The following is a 15,030-nucleotide window of genomic DNA, read 5'->3' on the forward strand; positions in this document are numbered from 1 at the left end:
GCCGGTACCGGGCCCGCTATGCCCGTACCCGAGGACGCCGGGGCCCTGCCTGCCGGATCCGCTGCAGGCTCCGGCGCGCCCGGGATGCAAAAAGTCCTGGCCCGCGAGACCACTTCGTCCCGGGCGGCCGCCGCCGTCATCGCAGCCCTCCTGGTCATCGGATTGTGCGGCTACGCCCTGCTGGAAACGGCGGTGCGGGCCGTGGGACAGCCGCCGTGGCTGATTGACCCGCAGACCGCCGCGGAGCGGGTCACGGCCCTCCCCGGCGGGATTCCCCCGCTGCTGCTCGGTGTCATCGGCGCGGTGCTGTTCGCGGCCGGGCTGTTCTTCTTCCTTAACGCCGTGCTTCCCGGGCGACGGGCCCGGCACGTCCTCGCAGACCCCCGTGCCGGCGTCGTGGTCGATGACGAGGTCATCGCCTCGGCCCTGGCGCGGCGGGCGCGGCTCGCCGCCAACGTGACGCAGGAGCAGGTGATGGTAGTGGTCTCCCGGCGGCAGGTGCTGGTCAACGTCCGGCCAACCTCCGGCGTGCCGCTCCGCGCCGCGGACGTCCAGGCCGCTGTCCAGGCCGAACTCCGGGAGATGGCGCTCTCACCGATGCCCGAGGTCCGGGTCAACCTGGCCTCCTCGGGGGTGATCGGCGCATGAACGGCACCCCCCGGATCCTTAACCGGCTCCTGATCGGCATCCTCGGCGTCAAGCTCCTGGTGATCGGGGGCCTGCTGGTCCTGCTGGCCACCGTGCCGGCCGTGGGCCGCTGGTGGCAGGGGTGGTCCGCAATCATCTGGGGCGGCGTTCGCGGTCTCTTCGACCGCACCCGCTTCCCCGGTCAAACGATGAGCTGGCTGTGGATTGTCATGGCGTTGCTGCTACTGCTCGTCATCGCGCTGATGGTGGCGTGGCTGGCGCAGCAGGGCAAAGGCCGGGCGAACCTGCTTGTCGCCGAAGACGACGCCGGTGAAGTGCCAGGCTATGTCCGGATCGGCGGCGGCGTGGCCGAGCAGGCACTCCGGGCGGCGCTGGCCGACCGGCCGGACTTGGCCGGCGCCACGGTGGCAACCTACGAATTCAAGGGCGAGCCGGCCCTGCGGATCCGGGTGCAGCCGCGCCAAGGGGTTGCCCCGCATACCCTCGCGGCAGAAGTCTCGGGCCTGGTAGAGGCTCTGGACGCCGTCGTCGGCAAACGCACGCCGGTGCTGATCCACATCGGCTCCGGGGCGCGGTCCCGGTTCGGCCGGGCTGAACGCGTCCGCTGACGCGGGGCGTCATGGTCCGACGCATTCCCACGCGGTCCTCTGCAACCTGCGGGGCGGTCGGTCCGTGCTGTGCCCGGTGAGGTTTTGGAAACTTCCGCCCCACCCGAACCGTGGGTCCCAAGGGTTTCCGCCCCCGCAGGGCAGTGGGCTGCGCGGCGAAGTCCACCACCGCAGGCGGTCTCCGTTACGTAAAGGTTTAATGTAAACGCTTGCATTCCTCACCACTTGCTCGCTACTGTGATTGGCACCACACCAACTGCACCACCGGTCCACGCCGGTACTCAGCGAGGAGCACCTGTATGAAAAACCGTAAGTACCTACTTCCTGCGGCCGCGGCCGGTGTCCTGGCCCTCTCCCTCACAGCCTGTGGAGGCGGCGGCAGCACGGGCGGTGGCGGCGGCTCGGCCGGCGGCGGCGATGCGGCAGCTAACCTGGACGGCCGCGGCCCCATCACCTACGTACAGGGCAAGGACAACAGCAACGTGGTCCGGCCGCTGATCGCCAAGTGGAACGCCGCGCACCCGGACGAAAAGGTCACGTTCAAAGAGCAGACCGACCAGGCCGACCAGCAGCACGATGATCTGGTACAGAACTTCCAGTCCAAGAACGCCAACTACGACGTGGTCAGCGTCGACGTCGTGTGGACCGCCGAGTTCGCGGCGAAGGGTTGGCTCCAGCCGCTTAAGGACAAGATGGCGCTGGACACCTCCGGGATGCTGAAGCCGACCGTCGAGGCGGCGTCCTACAAGGGCACCCTGTATGCGGCCCCGGAGTCTTCCGACGGCGGCATCCTGTACTACCGCAAGGACCTGGTTCCCACGGCGCCCAAGACCTGGGACGAGATGATGGGCATGTGCTCGATCGCGAAGTCCAAGAACATGGGATGCTACGCCGGCCAGTTCTCCAAGTATGAGGGACTTACGGTCAACGCCTCCGAGGCGATCAACTCCTTCGGCGGTTCCGTGCTGGACAAGGACGGCAAGCCGAGCCTGAACACGGAAGAAGCCAAGACCGGCCTCTCCAACCTCGCCAAGGCCTACGCGGACGGCAACATCCCCAAGGAGGCCATCACCTTCAAGGAAGAGGAATCCCGGCAGGCGTTCCAGGACGGCAAGCTCCTGTTCCTGCGCAACTGGCCCTACGTGTACAACCTGGCCACCACCGAAGGATCCTCCAAGGTCAAGAACGTGCTGGGCATGACGGCACTTCCGGGCAAGGACGGTCCCGGCGCATCCTCGCTGGGTGGCCACAGTGCCGGCATGAGCGTCTACTCCAAGAACAAGGCCACCGCCCTGGACTTCCTGAAGTTCCTCACCACGGAAGAAACGCAGAAGTTCTTCGCCACGCAGGGTTCCCTCGCTCCGGTGCTGACCAATCTCTACGACGACAAGGAACTGGTCGCCAAGCTGCCGTACCTGCCGGTGCTGAAGACCTCGATCGAGAACGCCGTCCCGCGTCCTGTGACGCCGTTCTACCCGGCCGTCACCAAGGCCATCCAGGACAACGCCTACCCCGCCATCAAGGGTGAAAAGCCGGTGGACCAGGCGCTGTCGGACATGCAGAAGTCCATCGAAACCCAGTCAAAGTAGTCCATCATGGCAACTGAATTGGGCCCGACGCCGGTTAAGAAGCCGGCGTCGGGCGGGACCGAGCTCCACCACGCACCCAAGGGGGTGGGGGAAGACAACATCATCGCCAGCCAGGGCAAGTGGGCGTCATGGCTGTTGGCCCCCACCATCATCGCGCTGGCCGTCGTCATCGTTTACCCGATCATCAGCGCCATCGTGATGTCCTTCCAGGCCGACGCCGGCCTGGATCCGGCCACCGGCCTCTTCACCGAGGGCGGCCCGGCCGGGTTCTCGAACTACGTCAACTGGCTCGCCCAGCAGTGCAGCGCACCCGCCGGCGGCACGGTGGCCTGCCCGCCGGGTACCCTCGGATCCCAGTTCTGGTCCGCGACGGCCACAACCTTCTTCTTTACCGTCGTGACCGTGGCACTGGAGACAGTGCTCGGCTTCTGGATGGCCATGATCATGGCCCGCACGTTCAAGGGCCGCAGCCTGGTCCGCGCCGCCGTGCTGGTGCCGTGGGCCATCCCCACCGCCGTCACCGCCAAGCTGTGGCTGTTCATCTTCGCCTTTGAGGGCATTGCCAACAAGCTCTTCAACACCACCATCCTGTGGACCGGCAGCGAATGGCCGGCCAAATGGGCGGTCATCATCGCCGACGTCTGGAAGACCACGCCGTTCATGGCGCTGCTGATCCTGGCCGGCCTGCAGATGATTCCCGCGGAGGTGTACGAGGCGGCCAAGGTCGACGGCGCCACGGCCTGGCAGCGGTTCCGGATGATCACCCTGCCGCTGGTGAAGCCGGCGCTGATGGTGGCCATCCTCTTCCGCACCCTCGACGCGCTGCGCATGTTCGACCTGCCGTACATCCTGACCGGCGGGGCGAACAACACCACCACGCTGTCCATCCTGGTGATCAACCAGATCAGGCAGGGCTTCAACGCGGCGGCGGCGCTATCGACCATCACGTTCATCATCATTTTCCTTGTCGCCTTCATCTTCGTGCGCTTCCTTGGCGCGAATGTGGTGGAGCAGCAGACCGGCGCTAGTAAGGGGAAGAAATGACCACCGCCGCGACCGAGCTGCGCGCGCAGCAAGACCGGGGGCGCAAGGTCGCCCAGAACCGGGAAAAGTGGGCCCAGGGCCGCACGTACATCAGTGCCCTGGTGATCCTCATCTGGTGCCTCGCCCCCGCCTACTGGATGGTGGTGACCGCCTTCCGCGATGTCGGGTTCACCTACGACACCTCGATCCTGCCGACGCACGTCACGCTGGACAACTTCAACACGGCGTTCGACACCTCCTTCGGAAACCGCTTTGGCCAGGCGCTGCTCAACAGCGTGTTCATCGGCGTGGTGGTGACCGTGGTCTCGCTACTGATCGGTGTGTTCGCCGCGTACGCCCTGGCCCGGTTGAACTTCCGGTTCAAGTTCCTGGTGCTGGGCTTCATCCTGGGGGCCTCGATGTTCCCCGGCGTCGCCCTCATCACCCCGCTGTTCCAGCTGTTCACCAACATCGGCTGGATGGGCACGTACCAGGCCCTGATCATCCCGAACATCTCCTTCGTGCTGCCGCTGACCGTCTACACGATGACGTCGTTCTTCCGCGAAATGCCGTGGGAGCTCGAGGAATCGGCGCGCGTGGACGGCTGCACGCAGGGCCAGGCCTTCCGGAAGGTGATCATGCCGCTCGCGGCCCCTGCCATCTTCACCACGGCCATCCTGGCGTTCATCTCGTCATGGAATGAGTTCCTCATCGCCAGCCAGCTCTCGTCCGACGCGACCCAGCCGGTCACCGTCGCCATCGCGAGCTTCGCCGGCGCACAGCCCAACCAGATCCCGTACACGGCGATCATGGCGGCTGGAACCATCGTGACCATCCCGCTGGTGATCCTGGTGCTGGTGTTCCAGCGCAAGATCGTCGCCGGCCTGACGGCCGGCGCCGTCAAGTGACGGTTTCATGATGGCGGGTTCCTGATGGCACGCGGCCAGAACCAGGGCGAGATCCACCCCACGCACCGCAGGGTGCGCTCGGGCGAGGACTTCGACATCATCATCGGGTTCCTGGGCTTCTGGGCGCTGGTCCTGCTGGCGGTCACCGTCTGGATGGAGGTGACCGCCCAGCCGGCCCTCGGCTGGGCACTCGGGCTGCTCGCCACGCTGCTCGCACTGTACGGAATGATCCGGCTGCGGCGGCGTTTGCCCGGCCGGACGGCCGCCCGACGGCGCTGAGGCGCCCGCCGGGGGCGGGCCGGATACTGGAAGGGATCGGCCGTGGGGGCGGCACGCTAGACGCGATTTGCGGATAGCCGACAAGGGGGCACGGTGGCAAGGACAACTGACAGGGCGCAACGCGGCGGCCATTCCGGCGTCAGCATTGAGGATGTGGCGGCCGCCGCGGGCGTCTCCACCGCCACGGTCTCCCGGGCCGTCCGCGGCCTGCCCAGGGTTTCGCCCGCCACGCGCCAGAAGATCCTCGAAATTGCGGAGGCCCTCGGCTACGTGGCCTCCTCCTCGGCCTCGGGCCTGGCCACCGGGCGCACCCGGACCATTGGGGTACTGGCACCCTTCGTGAGCCGCTGGTTCTTCTCAAAGGCCATCGAGGGCGCGGACCGCGAACTGCACGGCCGCCAGTACAACCTCTCGCTGTTCAACCTGGGCGGGCACGGCAGCCACCGCGAGCGGCTGTTCAGCAAGACCATGGTCTACAAGCAAATCGACGCCCTCCTGGTCCTCTGCATGGCCCTGAGCCGGGAGGAACTGGAGCACCTGCAGAAGATCGACATCCCGCTGGTCGTCGTGGGCGGCCACGTCGAAGGCTGCGCCTACATCGGGATCGACGATTACGAGGCGGCCTCCACCGCGGTGCGCCACCTGATTGGACTGGGCCACCGGGACATCGCGTTGCTGCACGGCGACGACGAAACAGACCTGAACTTCGACGTCCCGCGGGTGCGGATCAAGGCGTTCCAGGATGTCATGACCCAGGCGGCGCTGGATGTCCGGCCGGAGTGGGACGAGTGGGGGGACTTCACCGTCCGCAGCGGCCAGGCCGCGTTCCAGCGGCTGTGGGACCGTCCCGGACCGAAACCCACTGCAATCTTCTGCGCCTCGGACGAGATGGCGATGGGGGTGATCTTCGAGGCCCGCCGGGCCGGCGTCCGGATTCCGGAGGATCTGTCCGTCGTAGGGATCGACGACCACGAATTCTCCGCCTCGATGGGCCTCACCACGGTCGGCCAGCGCCCCGACGAACAGGCCGAGCTTGGCACCAAGATGCTGCTGGATGAACTCGACGGGATCGCGGGGGCGGTACGCTCCACGGTGGCCCCGCACCGGCTGATCGTGCGGGACACGACGGCGGCGCCGCGGCTCGCGCAGCCGCTCGCCCCGGCCCCCGGCTAAGCGGTCCGGCGAAAAAACCGAACCCGGAACCTCGCGGAGATATGCCCCGGCAGGCATACCTCCGGCGGGGCGGGCTTCAGGAGGCGCGCGCCAGCTGCCGGATCGGGATCCAGCGGGAGGCGAGCCGCCGGTACGCGGCGGCCGCCCCGGTCATGTCGCCCTCGGCAAGGCACTCGATGCCCAGCCTCACGTCCAGCGGGGAATCGTCCGGGTAGACCTTGTCCGCCACGGCGCCGTAATCGAGCTCCACGACTGAATCCGCGTGAAAGAGCTCCAGCCACTCGGTGAGCTGGGTGAGGTCCTCGAGCATGTCCAGCTCGGGGGCCGCGAGGGCCAGGTGGGCCACGGCGTGCCGGACCCGTTCCAGCGCGGTGCCGATCGTGGCCCGGATGCGCACCGTGATGATCCGGCCGCCAGACTCCACCACGTCCGTGGGGTCTGATTCCTGGAAAAGGCAGAACCAGCTGAACGGAATCCCCCAGGTCGAGGCCCGGGTGTGGACCCGGCCGGTCCCCTCGCGCGCCTTCACCTCGTCGATGCGTTCCTGGTGCCGGTCCCGCTGTTCTTCCGGGATCAGCAGCTGGGCGAGCGGGCCGTGGATCCCCTCCATCAGGGCGTTGGCGGCCAGCCCGGCGCGCAGCACCAGCTGGCTCGGGCAGTACAGCAGCCTGGCCGGCAGGACCTCCTTGGCGGCTGCACTGTCTGCTCCGTCGCCGACTGCACCGTCGCCGTCGGCGGGGCCGGCGGGCCTACCGGCGGGTCTGCCGGCGGAGCTGCTGACGGCCAGCACGCGGACCAGGTCGGTTTGCCCGGTGGGAAAGGGATCCCCGCCGGGGCGGGTGATTCGGCCCAGGGACGCCAGCAGTTCGGCATTCTCCACCGCGGCCCGGGACTCCGAGCGGGCGCCTGCGGCCCGCAGGGCCTCCTGCTGTTCGGCGGGGAAGGCCTCCAGCGGCTCGTAGACCCGCAGCGTCGAGGAGAACGGCAACCCCGCCTGGCCGTGGTAGAGGTTGCCTGTCATCGCAGACCGGCGCTTCCCTGGCGGGCGTCCATCAGCCTGCCAGCTCCACGACGACCGGGGCGTGGTCCGAGGCGCCCTTGCCCTTGCGCTCCTCGCGGTCGATCGAGGCGCCGGTCACGCGGGCCGCCAGCGCGGGGGAGGCGAGGACAAAGTCGATCCGCATCCCCTCCTTTTTCGGGAAGCGCAGCTGGGTGTAGTCCCAGTAGGTGTACACGCCCGGTCCGGGCGCGTGCGGCCGGACGACGTCGGTGAATCCCGCCTCCTCGAAGGCACGGAACGCCTCGCGCTCCGGTTTACTGACGTGCGTCAGCCCTTCGGCGCGGAAGTAGTCGATGTCCCACACGTCCTCGTCCCGCGGGGCGATGTTCCAATCACCCATCAGCGCGATCTGGGCCTCCGGGTCGGCCTGGACCCACCCCTCGGCGTGGGCGCGGAGCGTGTCCAGCCAGCTGAGCTTGTAGGGCATGTGCTCATCATCGAGCGCCCGGCCGTTGGGGACATAGAGGCTCCAGACCCGGATGCCGCCGCAGGTGGCGCCGATCGCACGGGCCTCCTGCACCTCGTCCTTGCCGCCCTTGCCGAACACCGGCTGGTTCATGAAGGTGCGTTCGACGTCGTCGAGCCCCACCCGGGAGGCGATAGCCACGCCGTTCCACTGGCTCAAGCCGAAGTGCGCGACCTCGTAACCCATCCGCTCGAACAGTTCCCACGGGAAGTTGTCGTCTTTGCACTTGGTTTCCTGGATGGCCAGGACATCACAGTCGGTGCGCTGGAGCCAGGCCTCAACGCGGTCGGCACGGGCACGGAGCGAGTTCACATTCCAGGTAGCAATCTTCACAGTCCCTAACTTACCCGGTCCTAGTAGACGGACCCCTCCAGGAGTTCCGAGAGACGGGCGGCCGCGCGCCGGAGTTCGGGAACGCCGGATTTGAGGCGTTCTTCGGTGGCCGCCTCGACGGGGCTGGTAAGGGAAATGGACTCGGTCGGGTTGCCGGCCCTGTTGGGAACCGCGACGGCCACGGACAAAACGCCGGTGGCGCGCTCGTCGGCCGAATAGGAGTAGTCGGTCCCACTGTCCGGAAGCCGCGCACGGAGCTCTCCGGCCGTGAAATCGGGGGTTTCGTGACCGGCAGCGACGGCAGCGGCGACAGCCTGCTGCAATTCTTCCTCCGAAAGTGCGGCGAGCAGGATCTTGCCCGCCGCTCCGACGGTAAGGGGGAGCCGTTTGCCCAGCGGGAGGTCATACCGCAGGGGCGCCTCGCCGTCCACGCGGGCAATCAGGATCCGTTCAAAGCCGAGCCTCGTGTAAAGGGACGCCGTCAACCCCGTCTGCGCGGCGACCTGCTGGAGGATGGGCCGGGCCGCGACCACCAGCGGATCATTTTCGAGGTAGCTGCGGGCCGCGGGCAGGACTGCGGGCCCGATCCGATACGACTTGTCTGTCTGGCCGACCATGCCGAAGTCCTGAAGCACGCGCAGGATGCGCAACGTCGTGGGCAGGCTCATGCCGCAGGTCCTCGCCAGATCACTGAGCCGCTGCGGCCTGTCGGCGCGCTGGAGTTCGGCGAAAACCTCCATAGCCCTGGACAGGGACCGCATATTCGCGGACTTCGCGCCGGCCTCGACCGAACCGCTTGAGTGTGTCGAAGTCACCGTCATCCTTTCATTCTATGTAACTCGACGTTCCTTGACAGGCCCTGTGTCTCATGTCACTATTTCTCCAGACGGAATGTTATTTCATTCTATGAAATCAAAGTTCACTGCACGTAAGAAGGAAATGATGACAACGAAGTCACTGATGATGCGGCCCGGGCACGCCACGCGCGTCGCGCCCTCGGTCCTTGGGGGCATCGGCGCGTTCACCTTGGTCGGCGCCTATGTGCTGGTCAGTTCGGTCGGTCTCGGGTTATGGACGTCTCTGGGACCGGGCCCCGGGCTGTTCCCGTTCGCCATGGGGGGAGTGCTGGTGGCGATGTCCGGGCTCTGGCTGGTCCAGGAGTTGCGGCGCCCGAGCGAGAAAGCCGAGGGGATCGACCGCGGGGTGGTGATCGCGGTGGTGGCCAGCCTTGTTGTCCTGGCGTCCGTCATGGACTTGCTGGGCTTTCAACTGAGCATGTTCCTTTTCCTGCTGTACCACCTGAAGCTTCGCGGCCGCCGGACCTGGGTGTCATCGCTGATCATTGCCCTCGCTGGAAGCGTTGGCGCGTTCTATGCCTTCAACTACGGCCTGAACGTCGCCCTCCCGGTCTCGGCATTCGCTCCGTTGAACTTGATCGGACTCTAGGCATGGACACCGTGAACGAACTGCTCGGCGGGTTCGCCGCCGCAATGACCTGGCAAAATCTGATCTTCGCCTTCCTCGGTTGCCTCCTGGGCACCGTCATCGGCGTCCTGCCGGGCGTCGGCCCGGTCGCCGGCGTGGCCCTGCTCATCCCGCTCACCCTGAACCTTGATCCCACCGGCTCGATCATCATGTTGTGCGCCATTTTCTACGGCACCCAGTACGGCGGGACCATCACCAGCGTCCTGTTGAACACCCCCGGTGAGGCATCCTCGGCCATCACCACCATCGACGGCTATGCCATGACAAAACTCGGCAGGGCGGGCGCGGCGCTCACCCTGGCAGCGGTCGGTTCCTTCGTCGGCGGAACCATCGCCACCCTCGGCCTCGTTGCCGCCGCCAAACCCCTGGGCGAACTGGGTCTGCTGGTGGGACCGCCGGAGTTCTTCGCCCTCATGGTGGTGGGAATTTCGCTGCTCGTTGCCCTGGCCGGTAAATCGATGGTGAAGGCCATCATCTCGGGTGCCCTGGGCCTGCTGATCTCCATGGTCGGCATCGACCCGGTTGCCGGCGCACCACGCTTCACCTTTGGGATGGACCGGCTCCTGGACGGCGTGAGCTTCGTAGCAGTCATCGTCGGTGTCTTCGGGCTCTCGGAAATCCTTTCCTACCGCAAGGACGCTGAGACGCCCCTGGTCCACGCACCGGGGATGCGTTCGCTGCTCCCGACCCGGACGGAATGGCGCCGCAGCGCGCCGGCTATCGCCCGGGGCACCGGCGTCGGCTTCGGGCTCGGGCTGATCCCCGGCATGACCGGATCGGTGTCGTCCCTACTGTCCTATGCCGCCGAGAAAAAGTTCTCGCGCTTCCGCAAGGAACTGGGCAAGGGCGCGGTGGAGGGCGTGGCGGGGCCTGAAACGGCCAACAACGCCCACGCGAACGCGGCGCTGATCCCGCTCTTCACCCTGGGTATCCCCGCATCCCCGACGATCGCCGTGCTGATGGGCGCATTCCTCCAACAAGGCCTGACTCCGGGGCCGAGCCTTTTTGCCGAGCACTCCGACATCGCCTGGGCCATCATCGCAAGCCTCTTCATCGGCAACGTCCTACTGCTGCTGCTCAACGTCCCGCTGGTGGGCCTCTGGACCTCAATCCTGCGGGTGCCCACGCCCATCCTGACCGCCCTGATCCTGTTGTTCATGGTCATAGGCGCCTACACCATCAACTTCAGCGTCTTCGACGTCTTCGTCATGATCGGCTTCGGCCTCCTGGGACTGGCCCTGCGGAACCTGGACATCCCGCTGGCGCCGATGGTCCTGACCCTGGTCCTGGGGCCTCTGATGGAACGGTCACTGCGCGAGTCCCTGGAAATCTCCCAAGGCGACTTCACCGTCTTCCTCAACCGCCCCATTTCCGCGGTGCTGATCGGGCTGGGCCTGCTGATTCTCTGCAGCCCACTGCTCAAATTCCGCAAACCCAGGGCCCTCACCGAGGACCCCGAAGCCTAACCCCGCAAGTCCCTCGTCCGCGCACCCCCTGACCCGCCCATCCCTTACCCACCTATCCCTAACCCACGCATCTCTTCAAAGGAGAAGAACCTTGTCAGCCAAGAAAATCACCCGCAGCAGCCCTCATCGCACTCACCGGCTGCGGCGCCAATGCCGGCGCCGCCAACAACACCGGCGGTGACTTCCCGAAGAAGGGCAAATCGATCGATCTGATCGTCGCCTTCGGCTCCGGGGGAGCCGTCGACACCGCAGCCCGCCTCGTTCAGCCAATCCTGGAGAAGGAACTCGGCACCAACGTTGAGGTGATTAACAAGCCCGGCGCCGGCGGACAGATCGGCTACACGGCGCTCACCAGCGCCAAGCCGGACGGATACACCATCGGGGCAACCGGTTCCCCGTCCGTCGTGGTTTCACCGCTGGATCCCAGCCGCGGCGCCAAGTACTCACGCAGCAGCTTCCAGCCGCTGGGCCGTCAGGTCATTGACCCCACGGTCATCGCCGTGCAGCCCGACAGCCCCTACAAGACACTGAAGGAGCTCCTCGAGGCGGTAAAAGCCAAGCCCAAATCCCTGACCGCCAGCACCACCGGCCTGCAGACCGGCGAACACTTCGCAATGGCGCAAATCCAGGAAGCCACCGGTTCCGAGTTTGCCCCGGTGCACTTCTCCGAAGGAGCGTCCCAGGCCACCACCGCCTTCCTCGGCAAGCACGTCGACGTCCTGGTCGCCAACGTCAGCGACGTGACTGACTTGACCAAGCAGGGCAAAGCACGCGTCCTGGGCGTCATGACCGGGGAGCGCGCCCCTTCGCTGCCCGACGTTCCCACGTTCAAGGAATCCGGTTACGACCTCGTCGCCGGTACAGTCCGCGGATACTCGGCACCTGCCGGACTGCCGGACGACGTGGCCAAGAAGCTTGAAGCTGCTTTGCAGAAGGCCATCGAAGACCCCGCAGTGAAGGAAAAGATGGCTGCCCTCGGCCTTCAGACCAGCTACCTCTCGGGTGCCGATTACGAGAAGTTCTGGGCGGGGCAGGAAGAGGACTTCAAGAAGGTCCTCCCGCTGGTCCAGAAAAAAGACTGATCCGCCCTCTCCCAACCGCCGTTCACGGAAGAATTCAACATGACAACTCCCGTCCTTGAAGACCTAGACGCCGATTTCCCCCGTCCCGACCGGGACGTGCTGGAGCGCCTCGCCAAACTCCCCGCCGCCAACATCGGCGACGCTATGGACCGTCTCGGAGTCGCCGACTCAGCCATCCAGGCAATCTGGCCCGGCGCCCGCCTGGCGGGGCCCGCCTTCACCGTCTGGACCCGCCCCGGCGACAACCTGGGCATCCACCGGGCCCTCCAGCTTGCGCGCCCCGGAGACGTCATCATCGTGAGCGGCGGCGGGGACGAGTCCCGGGCGCTGCTGGGCGAGCTCATCGGCGAACGGGCCATCAACCTCGGCCTGGCAGGATTCGCCCTCGACGGCGCCGCTCGCGATGCAGAAGCCCTAGGCGAAATCGGTATGCCTGTCTTCGCGCGCGCCACCACCCCCGCGGGGCCGTATAAAAACGGCCCCTCCCGGATTGGAACACCCATCTCCTTCGGGGGAGTGCCCGTTCTGCCAGGCGACATCATCATCGGCGACTCAGACGGCATTGTCGTCATTCCACGGGACCAGGCGGCGACCGTCGCGGAGGCTGCCGAGGCCGTTTTCGCCGACGAAACCGAGCGCCGGCGCACGATCGTCGCATCCCGCCACTAAGCAAAGAAAGACGCAAATCTCATGACTGCATGCACCATTATTGGTCTGGGTGAAGCCGGAGCTACCTACGCTTCGGCGCTGGTCGCCCACGGCCACACGGTGACCGGTTTCGATCCGGTCGCCCCCACAACCCCCCACGGCGTCCGCCGGGCGGGGACGGCTGCGGAGGCCAGCGCCGGCGCGGAGGTTGTCCTGGTCCTCACCGGGGCCGCTGCCGCGCGCAGCGTCGCCCGGGAATGCCTGCCGGTCCTCCCGGCAGGCAGCTGCTACGCGGACTTCACCTCCTCCTCGCCGGAGGTCATGCGTGAACTTGGACAGCTGCCCAGCAAGGCGTTTTTTGCCGACGTCGCCATCCTCGGGCCCGTAGCCGCGCTGGGCGAGAAGACCCCGTTGATGGTCAGCGGCCCCGGGTCTCCGGCCGTCGAGGCCCTGCTTGCCCCGCTAGGCGCCGACGTCCAAATAGTGGCAGGGGAACCGGGGGTAGCCATGGCCCACAAACTCCTCCGCAGCGTCCTCATGAAAGGCCTGGCGTCCGTGGTTGTCGAAGCCGTCACCGCCGGGCGGGCCGCCGGCCTGGAGGACTGGATCCGTGCGCAGATCGCCGGACAACTCGCCGGCGACGGACAAGCCGTCATCGACAGGTTCCTCACCGGAACCGCCAAGCACGCCCTGCGCCGCTCAAGAGAAATGCAGGACACCGCTGGCTACCTCTCCGAACTGGGTGTCCCGGGTGAGATGACGACTGCCGCGGCGACCGCGTTGGGGCGGATGGCGGCGGATCGCGCGCAAACGTCACAGGCCTTGCGCTGACGCCGACTTCGGGCAGAATCTTCTACGGGAATCAATGATCAATTCCCATCACCTCAGCCATACCCTGTCAGGAGCGTCAGCATGATCGGCATCTGGGCTCTGGGTGCCTATCTTGCTGTCATCCTGCTCTGGACCACCTTGATCAAACGCAGCGTCGGGGAGGCCATGATCCTTGGATTCCTGATCCTGCTACCCTTCACGGGCGACGCCGCAGCGCGGGTGGGATGGTCCTCCCTTTACTCCGCTGCGACTGACGAAATTGTCTATGCCACCGTAGCGTTCGTCTTTATGGGATACCTGCTCGACGAAACCGGGGTGCTGGACCGGCTCATCGACCTGCTCAACTCCCTGCTCGGCGGCGTGAAAGGGGGCCCCGCCTGGGTCTCCACCGTGGCCTCCGCGGGGCTGGGCGGAGTCGTGCACAACCAGGCCGCCATCGCTGCGACCGTCGGCTCCGTGACGATCCCCTGGATGGAAAAATCCCGGCTCGATAGGGCTTCGGCCGCAACCCTCGTGGCCGGAAATGCCGGAATGGGGATCACCTTCCCCTTCAGCGCCTCCATGTTCGTGCTCGTCGGTTCGGCCACCGTCGGGCCCCTGCTCGACGTCAACTCTCTCGTCCTGCCCCTGCTGGTCGGCGGTCTGTGGTGCTTCCTGCACCGGCTCGTCGTCACCTGGCTGCTGATCCGCAAAAGCGGTATGAGCCCCCTGGATGCGGCCCACCGGCAGCCTGTCCGGGTGGCATTCGGCCGCGGATGGGCCACCCTGTTCCTCTTCCTTGTGGTGGCCATCCCGCTGGTCATCACCTCAGGAATGGCTGCCGCTGCGCTATCGGAGTGGACCGGAGCGGACGTCCCCAAGGCCGTCAGCGTCATCGTCTGGATACCGGTGGTGCTGGTCATTACTGGTGCCCTGCTGGGCAGGAGGAGGCTCCCTGGCTGCGGCCGAGCTTGGTGGGCGCTGCTACAGCAGTCCGCGCCCCGGTTCGGCGTCGTCGGGGTTACCGTCGTCTTCGCGTTTGCCGGCGCCAACGTCCTCGCCGCCACAGGCCTGCCCCAACAGCTGACTGCGCTGCTCAGCCGGCTGAATCTGCCCCTGTGGGTCCTCGCCGTCCTGATCGGGCTGATCGTCATCGCCGTCGCGGCACCGCTCTCCGCCACGGCCACCATGGCTGCCGTCGGCACTGTGGGCGTAGCGACGCTCGTCGCGGCCGGTGTCCCGGCGACAACTGCCGCCGTCGCCGTACTGATCTTCTCCTCCTGTGAGGCGGCGGTCCCCCCTGGAGGGGCGCCGCTGTACGTGGCCTGCGGCATCGCCGACGTCGACCCGATCAAAACCTTTGCCAGGCTGCTCACCCACTACGCCCTGCCGCTACTGGGCATCGGCGTGCTGGTCATCATCGGCGTCCTGCCGATCTAAAGGAAAAACGAC

16 protein-coding genes are annotated in these 15,030 nt (G+C 66.7%); 13 read left to right on the top strand and 3 right to left on the bottom strand.

Going from position 1 to position 15,030, the window contains the following annotated elements; translation table 11 throughout:
• Positions 1-18 precede the first annotated feature (18 nt).
• The 7 genes from ABIN76_RS04570 to ABIN76_RS04600 all read left to right on the top strand — a co-directional run bounded on the left by ABIN76_RS04570 (position 19) and on the right by ABIN76_RS04600 (position 6,228).
• Complete coding sequence (locus ABIN76_RS04570) at positions 19-648, top strand: hypothetical protein (protein WP_346958655.1); 630 nt, start codon at positions 19-21, stop codon at positions 646-648.
• Positions 645-1,256, top strand: a complete 612-nt coding sequence (locus ABIN76_RS04575) for a hypothetical protein (RefSeq protein ID WP_346958530.1) — start codon at positions 645-647, stop codon at positions 1,254-1,256. Before ABIN76_RS04570 ends, ABIN76_RS04575 begins: the two co-directional genes overlap by 4 nt.
• A 299-nt stretch (positions 1,257-1,555) precedes the next feature.
• Positions 1,556-2,845, top strand: coding sequence for an ABC transporter substrate-binding protein (locus tag ABIN76_RS04580; protein ID WP_346958531.1), 1,290 nt, complete (start codon positions 1,556-1,558; stop codon positions 2,843-2,845).
• Between the two features lie 6 nt (positions 2,846-2,851).
• The gene (locus ABIN76_RS04585; RefSeq protein WP_346958532.1) at positions 2,852-3,889 is read left to right on the top strand and encodes a sugar ABC transporter permease; all 1,038 of its coding nucleotides are present in this window, start codon (positions 2,852-2,854) and stop codon (positions 3,887-3,889) included.
• Positions 3,886-4,776, top strand: coding sequence for a carbohydrate ABC transporter permease (locus tag ABIN76_RS04590; protein ID WP_346958533.1), 891 nt, complete (start codon positions 3,886-3,888; stop codon positions 4,774-4,776). The genes ABIN76_RS04585 and ABIN76_RS04590 overlap by 4 nt, the downstream gene beginning before the upstream one ends.
• 24 nt (positions 4,777-4,800) lie before the next feature.
• Positions 4,801-5,055: a hypothetical protein gene (locus ABIN76_RS04595; RefSeq protein ID WP_346958534.1), complete on the top strand. Its 255-nt coding sequence runs from the start codon at positions 4,801-4,803 to the stop codon at positions 5,053-5,055.
• 93 nt (positions 5,056-5,148) lie between these two features.
• Positions 5,149-6,228, top strand: a complete 1,080-nt coding sequence (locus tag ABIN76_RS04600; RefSeq protein WP_346958535.1) for a LacI family DNA-binding transcriptional regulator — start codon at positions 5,149-5,151, stop codon at positions 6,226-6,228.
• A 76-nt stretch (positions 6,229-6,304) separates the two neighbouring features.
• On the opposite strand, the gene ABIN76_RS04605 is transcribed toward ABIN76_RS04600, so the two are convergent.
• From ABIN76_RS04605 to ABIN76_RS04615, 3 genes are read right to left on the bottom strand one after another with little or no spacing between them, the layout of a single operon-like run.
• Positions 6,305-7,249 carry a hypothetical protein gene (locus ABIN76_RS04605; protein WP_346958536.1) on the bottom strand — a complete coding sequence of 315 codons (945 nt, stop codon included), beginning with the start codon at positions 7,247-7,249 and terminating at the stop codon, positions 6,305-6,307.
• Between the two features lie 31 nt (positions 7,250-7,280).
• The gene (locus tag ABIN76_RS04610) at positions 7,281-8,087 is read right to left on the bottom strand and encodes an exodeoxyribonuclease III (RefSeq protein WP_346958537.1); all 807 of its coding nucleotides are present in this window, start codon (positions 8,085-8,087) and stop codon (positions 7,281-7,283) included.
• Positions 8,088-8,107: 20 nt separating this feature from the next.
• A complete protein-coding gene (locus tag ABIN76_RS04615) occupies positions 8,108-8,908 on the bottom strand; it encodes an IclR family transcriptional regulator (protein ID WP_346958538.1) in 801 nt (266 codons plus the stop codon).
• A 121-nt stretch (positions 8,909-9,029) separates the two neighbouring features.
• Here ABIN76_RS04615 and ABIN76_RS04620 point away from each other — a divergent pair, with 121 nt between their 5' ends.
• The 6 genes from ABIN76_RS04620 to ABIN76_RS04645 all read left to right on the top strand — a co-directional run bounded on the left by ABIN76_RS04620 (position 9,030) and on the right by ABIN76_RS04645 (position 15,018).
• Entirely contained in the window at positions 9,030-9,533 is a 504-nt protein-coding gene (locus ABIN76_RS04620; protein ID WP_346958539.1) for a tripartite tricarboxylate transporter TctB family protein, read from the top strand.
• A 2-nt stretch (positions 9,534-9,535) separates the two neighbouring features.
• Positions 9,536-11,038: a tripartite tricarboxylate transporter permease gene (locus ABIN76_RS04625; RefSeq protein ID WP_346958540.1), complete on the top strand. Its 1,503-nt coding sequence runs from the start codon at positions 9,536-9,538 to the stop codon at positions 11,036-11,038.
• A gap of 125 nt (positions 11,039-11,163) precedes the next feature.
• Positions 11,164-12,120, top strand: coding sequence for a tripartite tricarboxylate transporter substrate binding protein (locus ABIN76_RS04630; protein WP_346958656.1), 957 nt, complete (start codon positions 11,164-11,166; stop codon positions 12,118-12,120).
• Positions 12,121-12,159: 39 nt separating this feature from the next.
• Positions 12,160-12,789, top strand: coding sequence for a methyltransferase (locus tag ABIN76_RS04635; protein WP_346958541.1), 630 nt, complete (start codon positions 12,160-12,162; stop codon positions 12,787-12,789).
• A 21-nt stretch (positions 12,790-12,810) separates the two neighbouring features.
• Positions 12,811-13,599 carry a DUF1932 domain-containing protein gene (locus tag ABIN76_RS04640; protein ID WP_346958542.1) on the top strand — a complete coding sequence of 263 codons (789 nt, stop codon included), beginning with the start codon at positions 12,811-12,813 and terminating at the stop codon, positions 13,597-13,599.
• Between the two features lie 81 nt (positions 13,600-13,680).
• A complete protein-coding gene (locus ABIN76_RS04645; protein WP_346958543.1) occupies positions 13,681-15,018 on the top strand; it encodes a TRAP transporter large permease subunit in 1,338 nt (445 codons plus the stop codon).
• The last annotated feature ends 12 nt before the right edge of the window (positions 15,019-15,030 follow it).

The sequence above is a fragment of the uncultured Arthrobacter sp. genome, assembly GCF_964021775.1.
GTDB lineage: Bacteria > Actinomycetota > Actinomycetes > Actinomycetales > Micrococcaceae > Arthrobacter.